The sequence below is a fragment of the Bacteroides sp. 1_1_30 genome (genome assembly GCF_020982715.1).
GTDB lineage: Bacteria > Bacteroidota > Bacteroidia > Bacteroidales > Bacteroidaceae > Bacteroides > Bacteroides xylanisolvens.
Genome location: NZ_JAJKHN010000056.1, coordinates 1 through 15,685, shown reverse-complemented (window position 1 = coordinate 15,685; position 15,685 = coordinate 1). Strand labels below are relative to the sequence as shown.

The following is a 15,685-nucleotide window of genomic DNA, read 5'->3' as shown; positions in this document are numbered from 1 at the left end:
TGTTTAGCGGTGAAAATGAGGTTGATAATCTTCTTTCATACCGGAAAGCGAGTTTGTAATGTCTATTTCCAGCCGGGCAAGATCTTCCCGGATTTTGTACATCTCCTGAAAGCCTTTGTCTGACATTCCCTGATCATTGACTTCAAAGGAAAATATCACTTTGTCCGCACGTTCAAGTCGTTTCCGTATGGCTTCGTGATCGGTTTCGTCATACAGTCCGCTTCGGATATGTTCGGGATTGACATCCGGTAAATCGGACAAGGCTCGATTGAGTGTTGCTTTACCGCTGATTTCCCAGTCGTCAGCATTTTTTTCCTCCGCTTGTATGCGCTTGCCGAGTAGCTGGTCGTTCCAGTCTTTATAGCCTTCTGCTGCAGATTCATAAATGATACATTCTCCAGATTCCAGAGGAGAAACAGAAGGTTCCTGAAGAGCCTTTTGGATAGCTTCCAGATTGTTTCTCATTCGCTCTAATTCTTCTTTGCTTGCCGAACCGTTGGCGCAGGCCATTTCATATTCATCCATACAGACCATCTTCTGCTCTTGCAGATAACCGTCATCGATATCCATTCTGTCATTCAGATTCGGGGTCTTGGTGTTGAGTCCCAAAGTGGATATGATTTTATTGAAATCAAAAGACTTAAGGGACAGTTCATATTGTATTTTATTGTTGGTGTAATCCTGAACTATCAGCTTGTCATCATTCGACAGACTGGTGGTAAAGTTCCTGCCGGAATGAGTGAATGCAAAATGAATGGCATAAATCTGCCCGGCACGGTCACGGTCGAAACAAAGGTGATGGAAGGCATGAGGATTGGCCTTTATCATTCCCTTAAATTGAAGTTGGCTTGGTGTTCCGCCGGTAGAAATGAATACTGCTTTTCTCAACTCCTTGTTCTGTGCCTGATGAAGCTGGTAATAAGCCATGGCATCATAGGCACTCTCAAACCAATAGATATGTCTTGCAGAAGCCGGAGGGGTTTGGGCTGGACTGGCAATCCACAGCCCCTCGCTTGAATTGCTTCCTTCGGCCTTGCCCTTGTAGCTGCCGCTTCCGTCCATACGCAGACGACCGCGCTCTTCCAGACCGACAATCTGCTCTGGATTCCTGGGCAGGGACAGCGGGAAGGCAAGGTTGGTGAATTGCAGGCCGTCTGCCCGGTGCCTGGTTGCCAGGAAGAAATCCCGGTGAAAGGCATACTGCGTATACAGGTCGATGCCGCGGTGCTTGAAGAAAGGATAGAACTTCTTCTGCGTTTCCCGATCCTGCGGATTGAACCTGTGGATGTCGTAGTCCGTCATCTGGAACGGTTTCACGTCCCGTTTGGGCTGGACAATCCGGGTTTCCCGCTCCGTGACGGGTATGTGCAGCAGTCTGTTGCAAACGAGGTTTACCAGCCTGTCCGGAGACATGCCGGCATGATACTCCGCAAAGAAGTGCGGATGCTCCTTGATGAAGGAGATGATGTTATACACTTTCTGCTGTTGTGCTTGGAAACAGCATTTCCCCTGTTGTGTCACAATGAACTTGTCTCCACGGATGCGTCTGCCTTCGTTGTCCAGACGGACATACGCAGGATAGCGCAAACCGTCCCGGCGGTTCAGGTGGTATCCCGCATCAATCAGTACGTCCTGTATGTTCAGTCGTTGCAGGAAGTCGTCGTAGGTAAGGTCTCCGTTTCTCATAGGTTTATCTTCCTCTTCTCATTTCGTTGATATCTTGGTTCATTTGCGCTTCAAAGTAACGGATGGCCACATCCCTCGGAGTGTCCACACCGGGTTTGAAGTACGGTCTCGGACCGCTGAAACATTCTCCGTGGAAATGCGGGCCGTGGTGATGATGATGGTGATGAAGGTCGTGGGCGGCCTCCGAGGCGACCACCGCACCGGCTGTAAGGGCGGCAAAGATTTTCACACCCAGTCCTTTGCTTGCTCCCGGGTGGGTCTTCATATCCACTTCGCTGAAAATCTTCGAGAACATCTTCATGCGGTGATAGTCGTCCACGGCAAGGAACTTGTCGTAGTCCTTTTGGCTGATCTCATGATTGATGATCTTTCCGTCTATGACAGCGGACATCTTGTATTTCCCTTCTGTCTCTGCCGGCTGTACGGCGATTTTGCTCACCTCGACCTCCCGACCATGTTTCTCCTCCCGGTACCAGCCCTTGTTCTCGTTCAGGTACTGGAGGTCACGTCCGTCCACGGCGGCACCGACCGTACCTTGTATGGAGGCTTGCTGGAGCGTAGCCTCTTCCGGCTGAAACAGATCCTGTTCCTGCCGTTGTCGCTCTTCCAGTTCCTGCTGCACTTCGGGATGCAGTCCGATGGCGATGCGGTCGCTGCTGTTGAGCTGTTCCAGGGTCACTTTCTCGGCATAATCCGCCCGTATGATGTCGTTCAGCAGTTCCAGACGCTTTTCTATGGGCTGCTCCTCGATGGAAGCTTTGACCAGTGTATGCACTTCCGCTTCCGTCAGGTCATAGACCATGTCGGCCTGTACGTTTTCTGACTGTACGGTCAGCGTCCGTTGCTCCGCGTCCACGATCAGGCCGTGTGAAGTAAGACATTCCGACCATTTCTCGTTGGAGAAATAGACAGGAGAGGCTATCAGTTTCTTGTAGGGACGTGCCGGTTCCGTACTGCGCGGACGGCTGACAAGCGGTGTGATGGCCGCTTGTAGATTCTGAAGCACGTCCTGCTCTCTGGCAGGAGGTTCCGCCTGACGACCTTTGTAGTAGAATCCGTAGCCGCCCGATTGCAGCTCACCGGGTTTCATGCGTCCGTCGGGTCCTTCGGGTACGATGGAGGGGCCTGGAAAGAACAGCTGTCCGCCGACCCTGCGCAGGTGGAACCCCCATTGATGGCGTGGAGTCCAGCCGAGGAACGGCGGAGGCATGCCCAGCCGTCCCAGATGACCGTACTCACCGATGCCGATGCGGTAGCCGTGCAGCCCCATCGCCACACGCCCGTTGGCATTGCGGGCATGGACAAAGTTCTTGGGCATGTAGAAGTCTTTGCCGATGATGCTCGTAAGCACATTGTAGGCTTTCTTGTTGGCCGTATTGGTTCCCCAGTCCGTCAGGGCCAGCATCTGACGTTCGGTGATCGGATAGACCAACAACGGCGAATCATGTCCCTGCACGATCAGCCGGTAGCCGCCTCCGTCAAACGCAACATGGGCCTGTAGCCCGTTGCGCAACAGTATGCTGTGCATTTCGGGCTGCAAGTCCATCTGCCGGGGGTTGGTATTTGTTCGTATCGCCATAGTCTGATGTTATGATGTTGGTTTGTCAAGCGTCGCCGCGTTCCAGGGCTTCCTCCAGCTGTCCGTCCTTGAAGCGGACGAAGGCGGCTGCGGAGTCTTCGCCTACCGTGAGGCCTTTGTCTGCGCAGTAGTCCACATATTCCTCCTGCCACTCGGCGGAGTAATGGTTGACATAGTCGAGCCAGCCGTATTCACCGCTTTGCATTTTCTCGACAAGAATCTCTTCGGGGTAATATTTCTGTTGTGCCATACTTTTTTGATTGGTCAGGTTCTACTTATGAAGGCCGGCTGCACGGTTACGTTCACCGCTCTTCTTCTGTTCGTTCCACAGTTCTTCGGTGTATTCCTCCTCGGGGACATAATCAAGGTTGCCGTCGTCGTCCATCACCCAGCAGCCGTAGCAGCCGAAGGTGTATTTGTCCCATTCCCTCTTGGGCTGTTCTTTCCATTTTTGCGCGTCGCCAGCACAGAAACGGATGCCGGTTTTGTTATGCAGGTCGATACCTACCGTGACAGGTTCGCCTTCCACCGCTACTGTCAGCGGCTCACCATGCTGCATGCCGTTCACTTCCACCGTACCGAGGTGCATCATTCCGGCCAGCACTTTCAGGTTGCGGGCGATGATGGGGGTCGGGACATACATTACCTGTTTGGTCCCTTCGTCAATCTGTACGAATGACTTGCTGCGGCGTCCGTCCGCCATCTCCACGTCAGCGATGATGGTCTTGCCTTCCAGCAGCTTTTTCTGCTGGTTCCCGTCATAGCGTTCCAACGGTGAGGACTTCAGTGCGGGATAGAAGACTACATCCACCGCTCCGCTATCCATGCGGATAAAGGCAAAGCGGCTGCGGCTCTCGATGGTTTCGCCGTTCTCGTCGGTCACACGTACGGGCAGTACCGGTGAATAGCCGCCTCTCCCGATTTCTTCGAGTACACGCATGGGTAGGTCTTCGATCATCTCTTGTGTGAGACCGAAACGGGCCAGTGTCTGATAAGGCAGTTCGTTGAACTCAAAATGCTCTTGTTTCATATTCCAAATAATATTATAAAGTTATATTACGCAAATATAGAGCGATTCTGTTCTGAGAGTTAATAAGTGGCTATATAAGTGATTAAAAAGTACGAAATTCAATATTTGGAATATGATTTAAAGTAAATAATCATATTTCAAATGCTAAAACGTACCATATTTAAAAGGAAATTTTCCGATAGCAGGAGATGAGTAGGACAAGCATGCTATCTTTGCCGTTATGAGAAAATTTTTATGGTTGGTGGCGGCGAATGTCTGTTTGTGTGCAGCTCCTGTCAAAGCACAATTCAATACCGTCGCTGCCGTTCCTGCACGCTACAAGGTAGAGGTGTCAGGTATGGGTACGGAACCTACATGGCCGGTTTGCGGAAACGGGATTTCCACAGAAGAAATCTCCAAAGATACCCCGGCATCAGAAGATATGGATAAGAAGAAATGGATGGAACGTTATATGAGCGTAAGCTATCCGCTGCGCCGTATCAAGGTTACTTCGCCTTACGGCTACCGCAAGGACCCGTTTACCGGGAAAAGAAAGTTTCATGGTGGACTGGACTTGCATGCCCGGGGCGATGAAGTGATGGCCATGATGTCCGGTCGGGTCATCAAGGTCGGCCAGGACAAGATTTCCGGCAAATATGTCACGCTGCGGCATGGCAGGTATACCGTCAGTTACTGCCATTTGTCGAAGATTCTTGTCGTCAGGGGCACGATGGTCCGTCCGCGTGATGTGGTCGGTATCACAGGTTCTACAGGGCGCAGTACCGGCGAACACCTGCACATCACCTGCAAGATGGACGGCAGGAGTGTCAATCCTTCTGTGATGCTCGACTACATCCGCTCCATCCGTCAGGAATGTGTGACAGCCTTGGCTGGAATGTAAAATCCGCTTTCAGGTATGATTTTCATTGCTGACGTATTTTCCCGTTTGGCAATGATATAAGAATGGTCTTTTCTTTATACCTTTACAACGATTTACAAAGATAGGCGTAGAAATGGAAATAGTCAATTTGTTGGAAGCCAAGTCAAGGATAGAATTGCGTGAATGACTGATTCAAAATCATCGTATAGAAACAGAGTGTTGGGTGGTTGTGAAATGTAGCAGATCCAAAGATGACAGAACATTTCGGTACATTGATGCAGTGGAGGAGACCCTATGCTTTGGCTGGATTGACAGCATGACCAAGAGAATGGATGATGGTAGGACGGTACAGAAACTCTGTCCGCGAAAAGCAAAAAGCATTTGGTCGGAGCTAAATAAGGAAAGGTGCCGAAGAATGGAGCGACTCGGATTGATGACAGATGCAGGAAGAGCCGTACTGCCTGATATGTCAGACAACAGTTTTCAGTCCAAGACACATGGTAAGATTTTAGAATCACTACATAACAGCCTCTCTCTTGACAGGAAGAAAAAAAGAATTGTTAATATAATCCATTGAGAATGAATGTTTAAAAATAAAAATAGATTGACGGTAATGTCCTAAATTCCCAAGGAGAGCATTATATTAAGCTGCAACAAAATCACTTTTTATAGGAACCTTAGGATGTATCAACAATATGCTGCAACGCAATAAAGAAAATCGGGAGTTGCGCAAGCGAAACCGGGAACGGATGACAGACACCTACCACCAGCTGCTGGATATAGGGAAAAGTACAGTTCTTTCACAGGTGACGGTGGATAAGATGGAGGACATCCGCAAGAAGACTCAGGAAAAGGAAGAACTGGATAAAGCAGTCTATTTTAAGAAGATGCTTTATTTAGCTTTGGGAATGGCACTGATTCTTCTCTTGGTATGGCTACTTGTTTTAAGAAAAGCCTTATTCAACAGTTGAATGTCAGTAATGCTTGCTATATTTGCAACAGTTTAAAAAGATTTAGTATGGAAAGTCTGAGAACAAGAATCATTGATGTGCAGCGGAAACCAACCAAATGTCCGCAATGTGGTGAGCGTGTCGTGGAGATCATCTATGGTACCGGAGAGATGACTCCTATCGAATTTGTGCTTGAATACAGAAGAGAAGGAATGGTAGGTGGTGACTACATACCACGGAATCCACCTATATGGGCATGCTCCTGCTGTGGAAAGCGTTTCCGGAAAGTCCTTCCGGACGGAACACCAGCACCTGTCAAAGTAAAAATGCTACAGAACTTACGAAAGAAACCTGCTTCACTTATTCACTGGACTGATTCATCACAAGAGGTACGGCTGGATTCCGAATCCCACCATCGCTATCTGGTCACTGTTACTACAGAACTGGGTGAGACGGAAACACTGAATGTATCGGCCAAGAATGAGAAAGAAGCAGTAGAACTGGCAAGTAGCTTGGTGGTAGAAGGAATGGTTGGAGTTAAAGGCATCTTCTGCTTAAAGACTTCCGTAGAAGAGATACCACTGCAAAAATAGTGTTATCGTGATATCTGTCTGACTCATGAAAAATGCCTTTTATGCGTTGCCGACAAAACAAATTCTCCCAGTAACAGAGTGGCGAAACTGCCTATCCATAGATAGTAGCCAACGTATAGATGAAAATTCTTAACTCCGCATTTATGGAACTCGGTTGTTTTACAGTCCTTGTCATTTTCCGCATATTTTTACATGCTGATTTTATACCTTCAATGATAGTATGGCATAATCTCTCGTCCTTACAGATTCCCTCCTGATGATATGCAGGATTCTTATCTAAAGTCGTGGTGTAGATTGTCAAAGATATGGATGATATGCTATGATCCATATCTTTGACAAACAGGCTTAACTCGATCCGTTTGCCTACAGATGTACCAGGCAGTTTCTCAATTCGAATGACTTCTTGATTGGCTTTTCCATAACTTGTCTGTATTGCATATATTTCTATCAACGACCTTGACTGCGTTACAATGTCCGGTTCAGCAATGTGGCCAAGGGATAGACATACTGATTGTACGTCTTTAGTTTCTTCAGATTCACTACCTGTCCGGCATAGGGGTTGGTACATTCGCTGTAAAAGAACACATCTGTGAAACCGGCATGTTCTTCTACGGTTTCTCCAGCCAACGGAATCTCTTCCACATCAAACCGCTCCAAAGGTAGTTCCTCCAGACTGGCCGGCTCCGTTTTGCCCAACAGATTCAAGTTGCGGTTAAACAGCACGTATCCCTGCTTCCTGTAATCCACACGCATACCATACGGTCGTTCCACAAGGAAGGCATCAGCAGCCTTCTTCACATACTCTTTCATGATTTCCAAATTAGATTTCTGCAAAATTACACCTTTGTCCCGAAATGGCATCCAATATAGGAATGCAAATTCAACAGGATTGATTTTTTACCAGTTGTTTCCTAAAACAGGTCTGCATTGCCTTCCAGAATGGCCATATAATAGGTACTTCCTTCATGGTAATGCTGAATGATTTTCTGTTCGCGCATCAGATGAAGAAGGGCTATGCAAAGACGTGTACTGTCCATACACAGTTCCATCTGGATTGCATAGCTGCAGGTCGTGTTTTGTCGGATATACGCATACACCTCCTGACTGTCTTTTCTGATTTCATCCTTGCCTGGTAACATACACTTGCCTGTCTTTTTTCTGTTTCAATCAATATCCGGCCATGCTATGCGACCAAATGCTGATAAGATTGAATTCGTTTATTTTCCCTTCATTCCATGTCCGTCATCTCCTGACCGTTCATAAATCAAGTGCAGCATGTCCTTTCCACGGTAGGTGACTGTATGTTCGCCACATAGGGACATGTCCAACCTTTCTGCCACGCGGATGGATGCCTCGTTCTCGGGTCTGATACTACAACAGACGGATGGCAGCTCCAGCTGACGGAAGGCATAGTCCAGACACGCACGGGCGGCTTCCAGTGCGTAGCCATGGTGCCAGTAGGCGTTGTCGAGGATATATCCGAGTTCCACCCTTTCTTCCCCGTTAATGGTACTTTTCAACAGACCGGCCTGTCCGATCAGCGTCCCGTTCTCCTTTAGGCAGAGGGCGTAGTATCCGATGCCGTCCTTGTGGTATCTGACGAGCTGTCTGTTTATCCATTTGCGGACATCACCCTTTGCGAAGCCGTGTTCCCAGGCATACATCACTTCCTGCTTTTTCATTATTGAATGCAGTGCGTTCACATCCTTGCCGGTTAACCGGCGGATGACCAGCCGTTCCGTTTCCGTCACCACCAGCGACTCGGAATAGGTCTTTATCTCAAAACCGTCCTCTTTCCATCCCTTTACAAGGTCGCATACAATCTCATTGGCCAGCCCGAAGCATCTTTCGTCCGGTATGACCCGTATAAGAAACGCATCATACACTTCCTTCAGAACCCATCCTGTGATTTCCTGCAAGTGCCTTTCCTCGGGGATGAAGTTCTTGTCTTGCATGAAGTCGCTGATATGATTCTCCAACAGCTTCTCCACCTCATAACGGATGTCGTCTTCCAGTTCTGAAAACGCCATGTCTCCGGTCTCGAAACTTTCCAACAGGCTGTCCACCTCACAGCTGTCCGGAATCTCGTTTTTCATCTCCAGTATCTCCTGCGCATACTTTCCCGAATCCTTATCCTGATATAGTAAGGCATATCGTTCGAGCAGTTCACCGTCCTGACTGCTCATGGGGTATTTGGATATGATTTTCTCTATCTCGTTGCAGCGTTCCATATCCGCCTGTACATCCTGAGGCAAGGAAAGACACACCTTGCATACATGTTGCGCATGTCTTTTGCCGGAGAATTTTTCGTTGGGCAGATATTCACCGCAGATGTGGCAATAATGGCCTTGATTCTTCTTCTTTTTCGCCATGTTTCGTTATTCAATTTCCTGTTTGCAAGTTTCCAGTCAATCACTTTCGGGGAAATTTCGATGATACCTTGGTTTGTCTGAACCAGCTTTTACCTCTCTCTATTCCTTTTTTAGTACCCTTATTCCCAGACATTTTACCCATAATATGATATATTTACGTTGCGCAAATAGAATACGCAGTACAAATATATTCAATACTTCGGTAAAAATTTACCGAAGTATTTGAATCAGTAGTTAAAAATAAGGTAGAGAAATGCGATGGCTACCTTTCCCATCGTATGAATTAGCAGTCCGCAAGTTGAGCGACACTTACTAGCTCTTTGAATATTTGTTTTTTCGTTCAGCCAACTGAAGAGTGCCTCGATTGGTTCCCTGATAGATGAAACGGCTTGAGAATAAAGGTCATCAGCAGCCTTGCTTCTCCGTTTTTCTTCCTCCGAAGCCCCTTTGACGGACTTGACGGGAGCGTAGAACTCATTAGCTCTATCGCTTCTTTCCCTCTCCCAGTAGTCACTGCTTCGGTATATCTTGTCAGCGAAGATCTTCTTGTTGAAAAGCCCCGGCATGCATTCGCTCTGAAAGACCTTCAGGTCATTCTCGGATGCAGGTGACAGTGCTATCTGGCACGGATGAGGAAGATGTCCTTTCCTGCGATAACCTACCACATGAAGCTTTAGTCCATGATAGTACAGGTTCTTGGTGGAACAATATCCTTTGTCAGTGATATCCTTGGCGACCTTGCCTTTACGGTTTCTTCCGCAGCACGTGATTATCGGCATCGAGTCAACAATAACGGTATCCTCCTGACAATCAGAAGGCTTGAACATACTTAATAACTGCGAGGACAGTTCCGAAACAGCACTGGCCATCCTATTGAGACGGTAATTGAATGTCTGATAGGACACCAAGTTTGGAAACCAGTCGCGCAAGTACTCTTTAGCGAAATTGTGAATATCCTTGATGAAGGTGTACTTCTGCTCATAACCGACAAAGAAATAAATTGTAAGAATTTCCTCGTCGGAGAACAATGGTTTCGAATTATTGCTATATCTTTGGCAATGGTATTTGAGACATTGTTCGTACATATCGCAGATATACATATAGATTTTTATTAGTCTATACTCTTTGTCCTTGGGAATCATAACAAGCAAAAAATAGGGGTATTTTTTACTTTAAGTTAATGATTTTCAAGGACTTTTGCAAGTATATTATCCCTTAATTTTAAAATATTTACAACTAATTTCGAGGATTTAATGACCTCGGTTAAACTTATAAATCACAGCAGTTCAACTGCTGATTGGAATTAGTTATAATCAACCAAGGTTTGTTGAACAAGCCATGGAGCCAAGAACAATCCTATTAATGTCATACAAAGGGCTATCAATGTAAACATGAGAAATCCCCAATACCAAATTTGACTATCGGAAATCCATTGTCCTTTCTTCTCTTTCTTCGCTTCTTTCAGTGTATCTATAGATTTTTTGATGTCTTTATGGCATCGCCAATAGTATCCTGTACCTTGTTCTTTTACTTTCTATTTTGTTCCATCATCCAAGACAGGATAAACTTTAATGCTTAAAGCATTCACCGATTCAGCCATTTTCTTTAGTTCTTGAAGGTTCATTCCAAGTTACTCATTTGCTTATTGACTTAATTGCTGATAACCTGAACCTGCCTTGACAATTCTATGATTTCACAAAGTTTCTGTTCTTCCCAACCTTTTGAGGTGGATCCAGGAGCCTCATTTGTTCTTTGTGTTGTCATTTCCGATTCATGACTATACTTGTTCTTCATCCGCTCTCATCCGCTCTAATAAAACTTCTTTCAAATTGTCATTTTTGTCTAGGTTGAGCTTGCTTCTTATGCTTGAGCGCTGACTTGTAATGTTGCCGCTACTTCTATGCAGTATTTCACATATCTGACTGACTGTCTTATCCTGCACAATCAGTCGGCAGATGCTTAACTCAGATGGGGATAGTTCTGGAAATATGGTCCGGAGCACTTCAATGTAGCTCTTTTCTTCTTTCATGTGTGAAGTAATGGCTGCATAGAGGTTCTTTTTTGTCTTTTCCCCCAATATGCTTAGCAGCGAACCGTTCTTTTCTTCCGTATTGTCATTGTTTGCGAGCTCGGCAAATGCAAACAGCTCTTTTCTGCTCATCTGAAGCGATTTTAAGAGGGAGGCCTCTTCTGCCTTCAGGATATTGTATTCCTTCTGAAGGGAATTGATGTTTTTATTTAACAGCCGTCCCAGTATTGCTACCATACTATATATAATGATTATCAAAGGGAGAAAAGAGGTCAAAAAAGGTCCATGCGTGACAACAACACAGGCTATATATGAAGCAACAGCTAATATGGATAACTGGATGGATACTTTATACATATATGCGCAGTTAGCAATCATGATATATAATATTGATATTACCATATTACTCATAATGAGTAATCGTTGAAAAGAGTAATCATTATAAATAGAACAATAGATTATTTCTATACATGTTTCTATATGTATAACGATTAAGATGGAAGAAAACGCTGTATTGATATTGATTTTCTTTGTGGAGTAAAGTGTAGTAAACACCACCAATGCCGCAAACTGAATCGCATTCATATAATAGTACAGTGTTCCCGGGAATGGTATACTGAAGGTGTAAGTTGGAATACAGAGAAATACAATGCCTAAGAAAAGAAGGAATACGTTCTTTTGCTGATGTTCCATCATAGTACCTTCTTCTATCGAATTATCAATAAGCTGTCGATATACGGTTCCTACTGTCATAATTAATCGATTTTCAGTTGTTAATGTATATGTTTATTTTTATTAGGTGCAAATATAATTAGTTTTTTTATTGAAAACCAAATATTTATCTATAATATGTAATCATTATAAGTATTCGAGGTTTAATCGGATAATTAGGGTAAGTATGCAACATAAAGTATATAAAGTGCCATAAGTATCATGAAATTGATAAGATAAGCATTATAATTATATACTACTATTATTATAAGTATAAATAAGTAGATATGACCAGTAAATCAAGTATTATGCCATAAAACTTTAAGTGTAAACAAGTATAAAATAGTTGTTTGGCTCTTTGTTGGGGAGAAAAATCGGAGTTAATTTTGCACTCGAAATAGATAACGAATGTATAATATATTAGTATGAACAGAAATTTGACAACCTTATTATGTGGCTTGATTGTTGCACTCTATTCTATATATGGTGCGAACATGTTACATGCGCAGGTTCAGAAAGATTCTGTCCGAATTTTCTTTTATCAAGGGAGAGCTGATCTTGATATGAAATTAAGAAGCAACAAATTGGAGTTGGAGCGTCTGTTGGAATTGTGTTCGTCAATTGAGGATACTACTTTGTATTATAATAATATATCTATCAAAGGGTGGACTTCTCCGGAAGGGGGCATATCAATAAATAGCAGTCTTTCGAAAAAACGAGCAGATGCGATTATTGAATTTCTTTCAACCAATGTGCAGAAAAAAATAAGCACAATTGACGTGCATTTTAAAGGAAGTGACTGGAATCGACTTCTGGATTTGGTTAGAAGGGATAAAGGCATTCCATTTCAAGCAGAAGCAATTAACATTGTGGAACAGTTGATGATTTTGGATGAAGCGGAGAAGTATAAATACTTTGATGAAATTAGAACTCTACATAGTGGTAGGATCTATGCTTATCTATATCAAAAAGTTTTTCCTGAACTACGTTCCACTATTATTCAGTTTGCAAAAGAAAGAAAACCTTGTGCATCCGTTTTCATGCCCGATACGGTTTATATCCATGTTACGGATACAGTCTATATACCAGTCAAAGAAATAGAATGCGATACCATTTACGTTCCGGTAATTGCTAATAAGAAACCGTTCTACATGGCTATAAAAACCAATTTGACATACGATGCATTGTTGATTCCGAATATCGGAATTGAATTCTATCTTGGTAAAAAATGGTCAGCCAGTTTGAATTGGATGTATGCTTGGTGGAAAAGTGATCGTAAGCATAACTATTGGCGTACCTATGGCGGTGATTTTGAGATAAGACGTTGGCTGGGCAAAAAGTCTGACATAAAACCTCTAAGCGGACATCATTTAGGTGTATACGCTCAGATGTTAACTTATGATTTCGAATTGGGTGGCCGTGGTTATCTGGGTGATAAATGGACCTATGGATGTGGTGTAAGTTATGGTTACTCTCTTCCACTGACCTCACGCCTAAATATGGATTTCACATTGGGTCTAGGCTATTTAGGTGGCATTTACAAAGAATATCTTCCTATTGATGATCACTATGTATGGCAGAAAACTCGCAGGATGAATTGGTTCGGTCCGACAAAAGCAGAAATATCTCTAGTTTGGTTGATTGGAAGAGGCAACAAAAATGCACAGAAAGGAGGTATAAGATGAGAATGGGTATCATTTCGATATTGTTTTGCTCTTGTCTCTTGTCTCTTGTCTCTTGTGAGCATAAAGACTTGTGTTATAGTCATCCACATGACCAAGAGGTAAGAATCCTTTTTGATTGGAGCAATATTCGCGAGGAGAATATTCCGAAAGTGGTTGCTGTCGTCTTTCGTAATGAAGAAACAAATACTGTCGTAGAATTTGCCTTGCCACCGGAAGGTGGTATAGTAATGATTCCTAATGGAGCGTATGAGTTTACAGCCTATAATGTGGGTCAATATGGAAACATCTTTAAGGAGACAGATGCAGGCAAAATAGTAACGACTCCTGTTTCTCGCAAATTGAAAGGAATATATTATGAGGCTCCTGATTTTTTGTGCTTGGAGAACCTAAGGGTTGCGCTTACAGATTCCGAAACGTCCAGGTTGATAACGGCAAAACCCATCAGACGAACAGCAAGGGTGGACTATAGGATAAATGGCATTGAAAGGTTGGAAAAAGCAGATGCTATCTATGCTGTACTGTCGGGATGTTCAGCCGAATTGGAACTCTATACCGGATGTTGTGTGGAAAGGCATGAAGATGGAATACAGCATAATATAGTATTTGAAGTAGATAAATGGAAGCAGCAAGGATGGTTCTATATGTTTGGAGGCGGATTCACCCCTGAAAATAGAAGAACGAGCGAACATGTCCACATTCTGTCTATATACGCAGTGTATAAGGATAATAAATACAAAAAGTTAGATATTGATGTGACACAACAGATACATTGCGAGAATCCGATAGGTTTACCCATGGAGGATTTTAGTATTGTAGTTGATTTAAATTTGGCACATCCCGATGGTGGTGATGACACCGATGACACTGAAGGTTTTTTCGATCCGGAAGTTGAAGGTTGGGAAGACATTGAAATAGATATTCCATTGTAGAATAATAATTTTTTAATTAAACAATAAGAAACGCAAAATTATGAAAAAAAAGAGCTTTTACATTCTTGCATTGGCTGCATTGGCAGTAAGTTGTACTAACGATGAGTTGACGACCAACGAAACTAACGCCGTTGTAGGTTTTCACGCACTGACATCGGGAGTAACCACCAGAGCTGTCAACGAAACCAATAGTGTTAACCTTAAAGACAGTCCGTTTGATGTCTATGCTTTCACAGAGACTGATGGCAAACTGTTCATAGGAAAAAGCCTGAGCGAATCCGATTACGAATTAAGCCAGGGTGTTGAAATCCGACACAATGGTTCTGCGTGGGATTATGCTAACCCGGCAGACAAGGCATACTGGCCTACGGACAAAAAACTGAATTTCTTTGCATTCCATCCACAACCAGACCCTAGCGGAGGATATAGCGTGGAGGTCTTTTCTGCCTCAAAACAAGTGGTGCGTTATTCTGTACCTACCAATGCTAAATTTCAGAAAGACTTGATGTACGCCATTTCACGAGGGGTGGACAAAAATACGAACGCAGGAAAGGTTAAGATATTATTCAAACATGCACTCTCACAGGCATGCTTCAAAGCAAAAACAGAAATGGAATCCATGAGAGTTGATGTTGAAGATATCCAGATCCACAACATTGCTGTTGATGGTGACTTGACATTACCACAGACTGGTACAGATATTTCCATGAAAGATTGGGATACTCAAGAAAAGAAACACATCGCGTTTGAACCGAAGAACCTTGAAACTCCGATTATGGAAATTGGAACAGAAGCCAAAGAATTAACTGGCAAGATGTATTTGCCGCAGGAACTTACAAAGTGGACTCCGGAAACTAAGACGATTGATCAGGCAAATCAAGAAAAGCAAAGTTATCTTTCAGTTTTGTGTAAAATTAAGCAAAATGGGGTTTATCTGTGGGGTAGTGAAGATAAGGCTTGGAGACTATTCGTTCCTTTTGGTGTAAAATGGGAACCGGGTAAGAGATATGTATATACGCTGATCTTCGGTGGTGGATATAAAGATGACGGTACCCAGGTTCTTGATCAGATTAAATGGGAAGTTGAAGAGATGCCTTGGCAAGACGCTCCATACGATGTGAATGCAGACATAAATGTAAATGTCAACTAATGGTTAGGTTACATAGCTCTTACAAAGTAGGGGCTATGTTTTTACATAAGAATCCATTATATCTAACTCAAATGATTTACTCTAATATTGATAGATATTATAGTATTTTCAC

Annotated in this window: 16 protein-coding genes; 6 read left to right on the top strand and 10 right to left on the bottom strand. The window is 43.9% G+C overall.

Translation table 11 applies throughout. The features are described from left to right. Positions 1-3 precede the first annotated feature (3 nt). From LPH68_RS16555 to LPH68_RS16540, 4 genes are read right to left on the bottom strand one after another with little or no spacing between them, the layout of a single operon-like run. On the bottom strand, positions 4-1,686 hold the full coding sequence (locus tag LPH68_RS16555) for a toprim domain-containing protein (RefSeq protein WP_230297000.1): 1,683 nt from the start codon (positions 1,684-1,686) through the stop codon (positions 4-6). 4 nt (positions 1,687-1,690) lie between these two features. Then, entirely contained in the window at positions 1,691-3,265 is a 1,575-nt protein-coding gene (locus LPH68_RS16550) for a hypothetical protein (protein ID WP_230296999.1), read from the bottom strand. Positions 3,266-3,290: 25 nt separating this feature from the next. Then, the gene (locus tag LPH68_RS16545; protein ID WP_230296998.1) at positions 3,291-3,515 is read right to left on the bottom strand and encodes a hypothetical protein; all 225 of its coding nucleotides are present in this window, start codon (positions 3,513-3,515) and stop codon (positions 3,291-3,293) included. A 21-nt stretch (positions 3,516-3,536) separates the two neighbouring features. Next, positions 3,537-4,295, bottom strand: a complete 759-nt coding sequence (locus tag LPH68_RS16540; RefSeq protein ID WP_230296997.1) for a DUF4099 domain-containing protein — start codon at positions 4,293-4,295, stop codon at positions 3,537-3,539. A 220-nt stretch (positions 4,296-4,515) separates the two neighbouring features. Between LPH68_RS16540 and LPH68_RS16535 the strand changes: the two genes are divergently transcribed. The 3 genes from LPH68_RS16535 to LPH68_RS16525 all read left to right on the top strand — a co-directional run bounded on the left by LPH68_RS16535 (position 4,516) and on the right by LPH68_RS16525 (position 6,697). Further along, entirely contained in the window at positions 4,516-5,175 is a 660-nt protein-coding gene (locus tag LPH68_RS16535) for a M23 family metallopeptidase (RefSeq protein ID WP_230296996.1), read from the top strand. Between the two features lie 674 nt (positions 5,176-5,849). Continuing rightward, positions 5,850-6,125, top strand: coding sequence for a hypothetical protein (locus tag LPH68_RS16530; protein WP_230296995.1), 276 nt, complete (start codon positions 5,850-5,852; stop codon positions 6,123-6,125). Between the two features lie 47 nt (positions 6,126-6,172). Further along, entirely contained in the window at positions 6,173-6,697 is a 525-nt protein-coding gene (locus LPH68_RS16525) for a hypothetical protein (RefSeq protein WP_230296994.1), read from the top strand. Between the two features lie 91 nt (positions 6,698-6,788). On the opposite strand, the gene LPH68_RS16520 is transcribed toward LPH68_RS16525, so the two are convergent. From LPH68_RS16520 to LPH68_RS16495, 6 genes are all read right to left on the bottom strand, one after another. After that, a complete protein-coding gene (locus LPH68_RS16520; protein WP_230296993.1) occupies positions 6,789-7,148 on the bottom strand; it encodes a hypothetical protein in 360 nt (119 codons plus the stop codon). A gap of 14 nt (positions 7,149-7,162) precedes the next feature. Then, entirely contained in the window at positions 7,163-7,507 is a 345-nt protein-coding gene (locus tag LPH68_RS16515) for a hypothetical protein (RefSeq protein WP_172775581.1), read from the bottom strand. 101 nt (positions 7,508-7,608) lie between these two features. Next, complete coding sequence (locus LPH68_RS16510; protein WP_230296992.1) at positions 7,609-7,836, bottom strand: hypothetical protein; 228 nt, start codon at positions 7,834-7,836, stop codon at positions 7,609-7,611. 78 nt (positions 7,837-7,914) lie between these two features. Beyond that, the gene (locus LPH68_RS16505) at positions 7,915-9,069 is read right to left on the bottom strand and encodes a GNAT family N-acetyltransferase (RefSeq protein ID WP_230296991.1); all 1,155 of its coding nucleotides are present in this window, start codon (positions 9,067-9,069) and stop codon (positions 7,915-7,917) included. 227 nt (positions 9,070-9,296) lie between these two features. After that, positions 9,297-10,169, bottom strand: coding sequence for a transposase (locus LPH68_RS16500; protein ID WP_230296990.1), 873 nt, complete (start codon positions 10,167-10,169; stop codon positions 9,297-9,299). Positions 10,170-10,846: 677 nt separating this feature from the next. Further along, entirely contained in the window at positions 10,847-11,851 is a 1,005-nt protein-coding gene (locus LPH68_RS16495; RefSeq protein ID WP_230296989.1) for a LuxR family transcriptional regulator, read from the bottom strand. 383 nt (positions 11,852-12,234) lie between these two features. On the opposite strand from LPH68_RS16495, the gene LPH68_RS16490 reads away from it, so the two are divergent. Genes LPH68_RS16490 through LPH68_RS16480 form a run of 3 tightly spaced genes read left to right on the top strand, consistent with a single transcriptional unit; the run spans position 12,235 to position 15,573 of the window. Continuing rightward, positions 12,235-13,494: a DUF3575 domain-containing protein gene (locus tag LPH68_RS16490; RefSeq protein ID WP_230296988.1), complete on the top strand. Its 1,260-nt coding sequence runs from the start codon at positions 12,235-12,237 to the stop codon at positions 13,492-13,494. Then, a complete protein-coding gene (locus tag LPH68_RS16485) occupies positions 13,491-14,423 on the top strand; it encodes a DUF5119 domain-containing protein (protein ID WP_181758031.1) in 933 nt (310 codons plus the stop codon). Before LPH68_RS16490 ends, LPH68_RS16485 begins: the two co-directional genes overlap by 4 nt. Positions 14,424-14,463: 40 nt before the next feature. Beyond that, complete coding sequence (locus LPH68_RS16480; RefSeq protein ID WP_230296987.1) at positions 14,464-15,573, top strand: fimbrillin family protein; 1,110 nt, start codon at positions 14,464-14,466, stop codon at positions 15,571-15,573. Positions 15,574-15,685 lie beyond the last annotated feature (112 nt).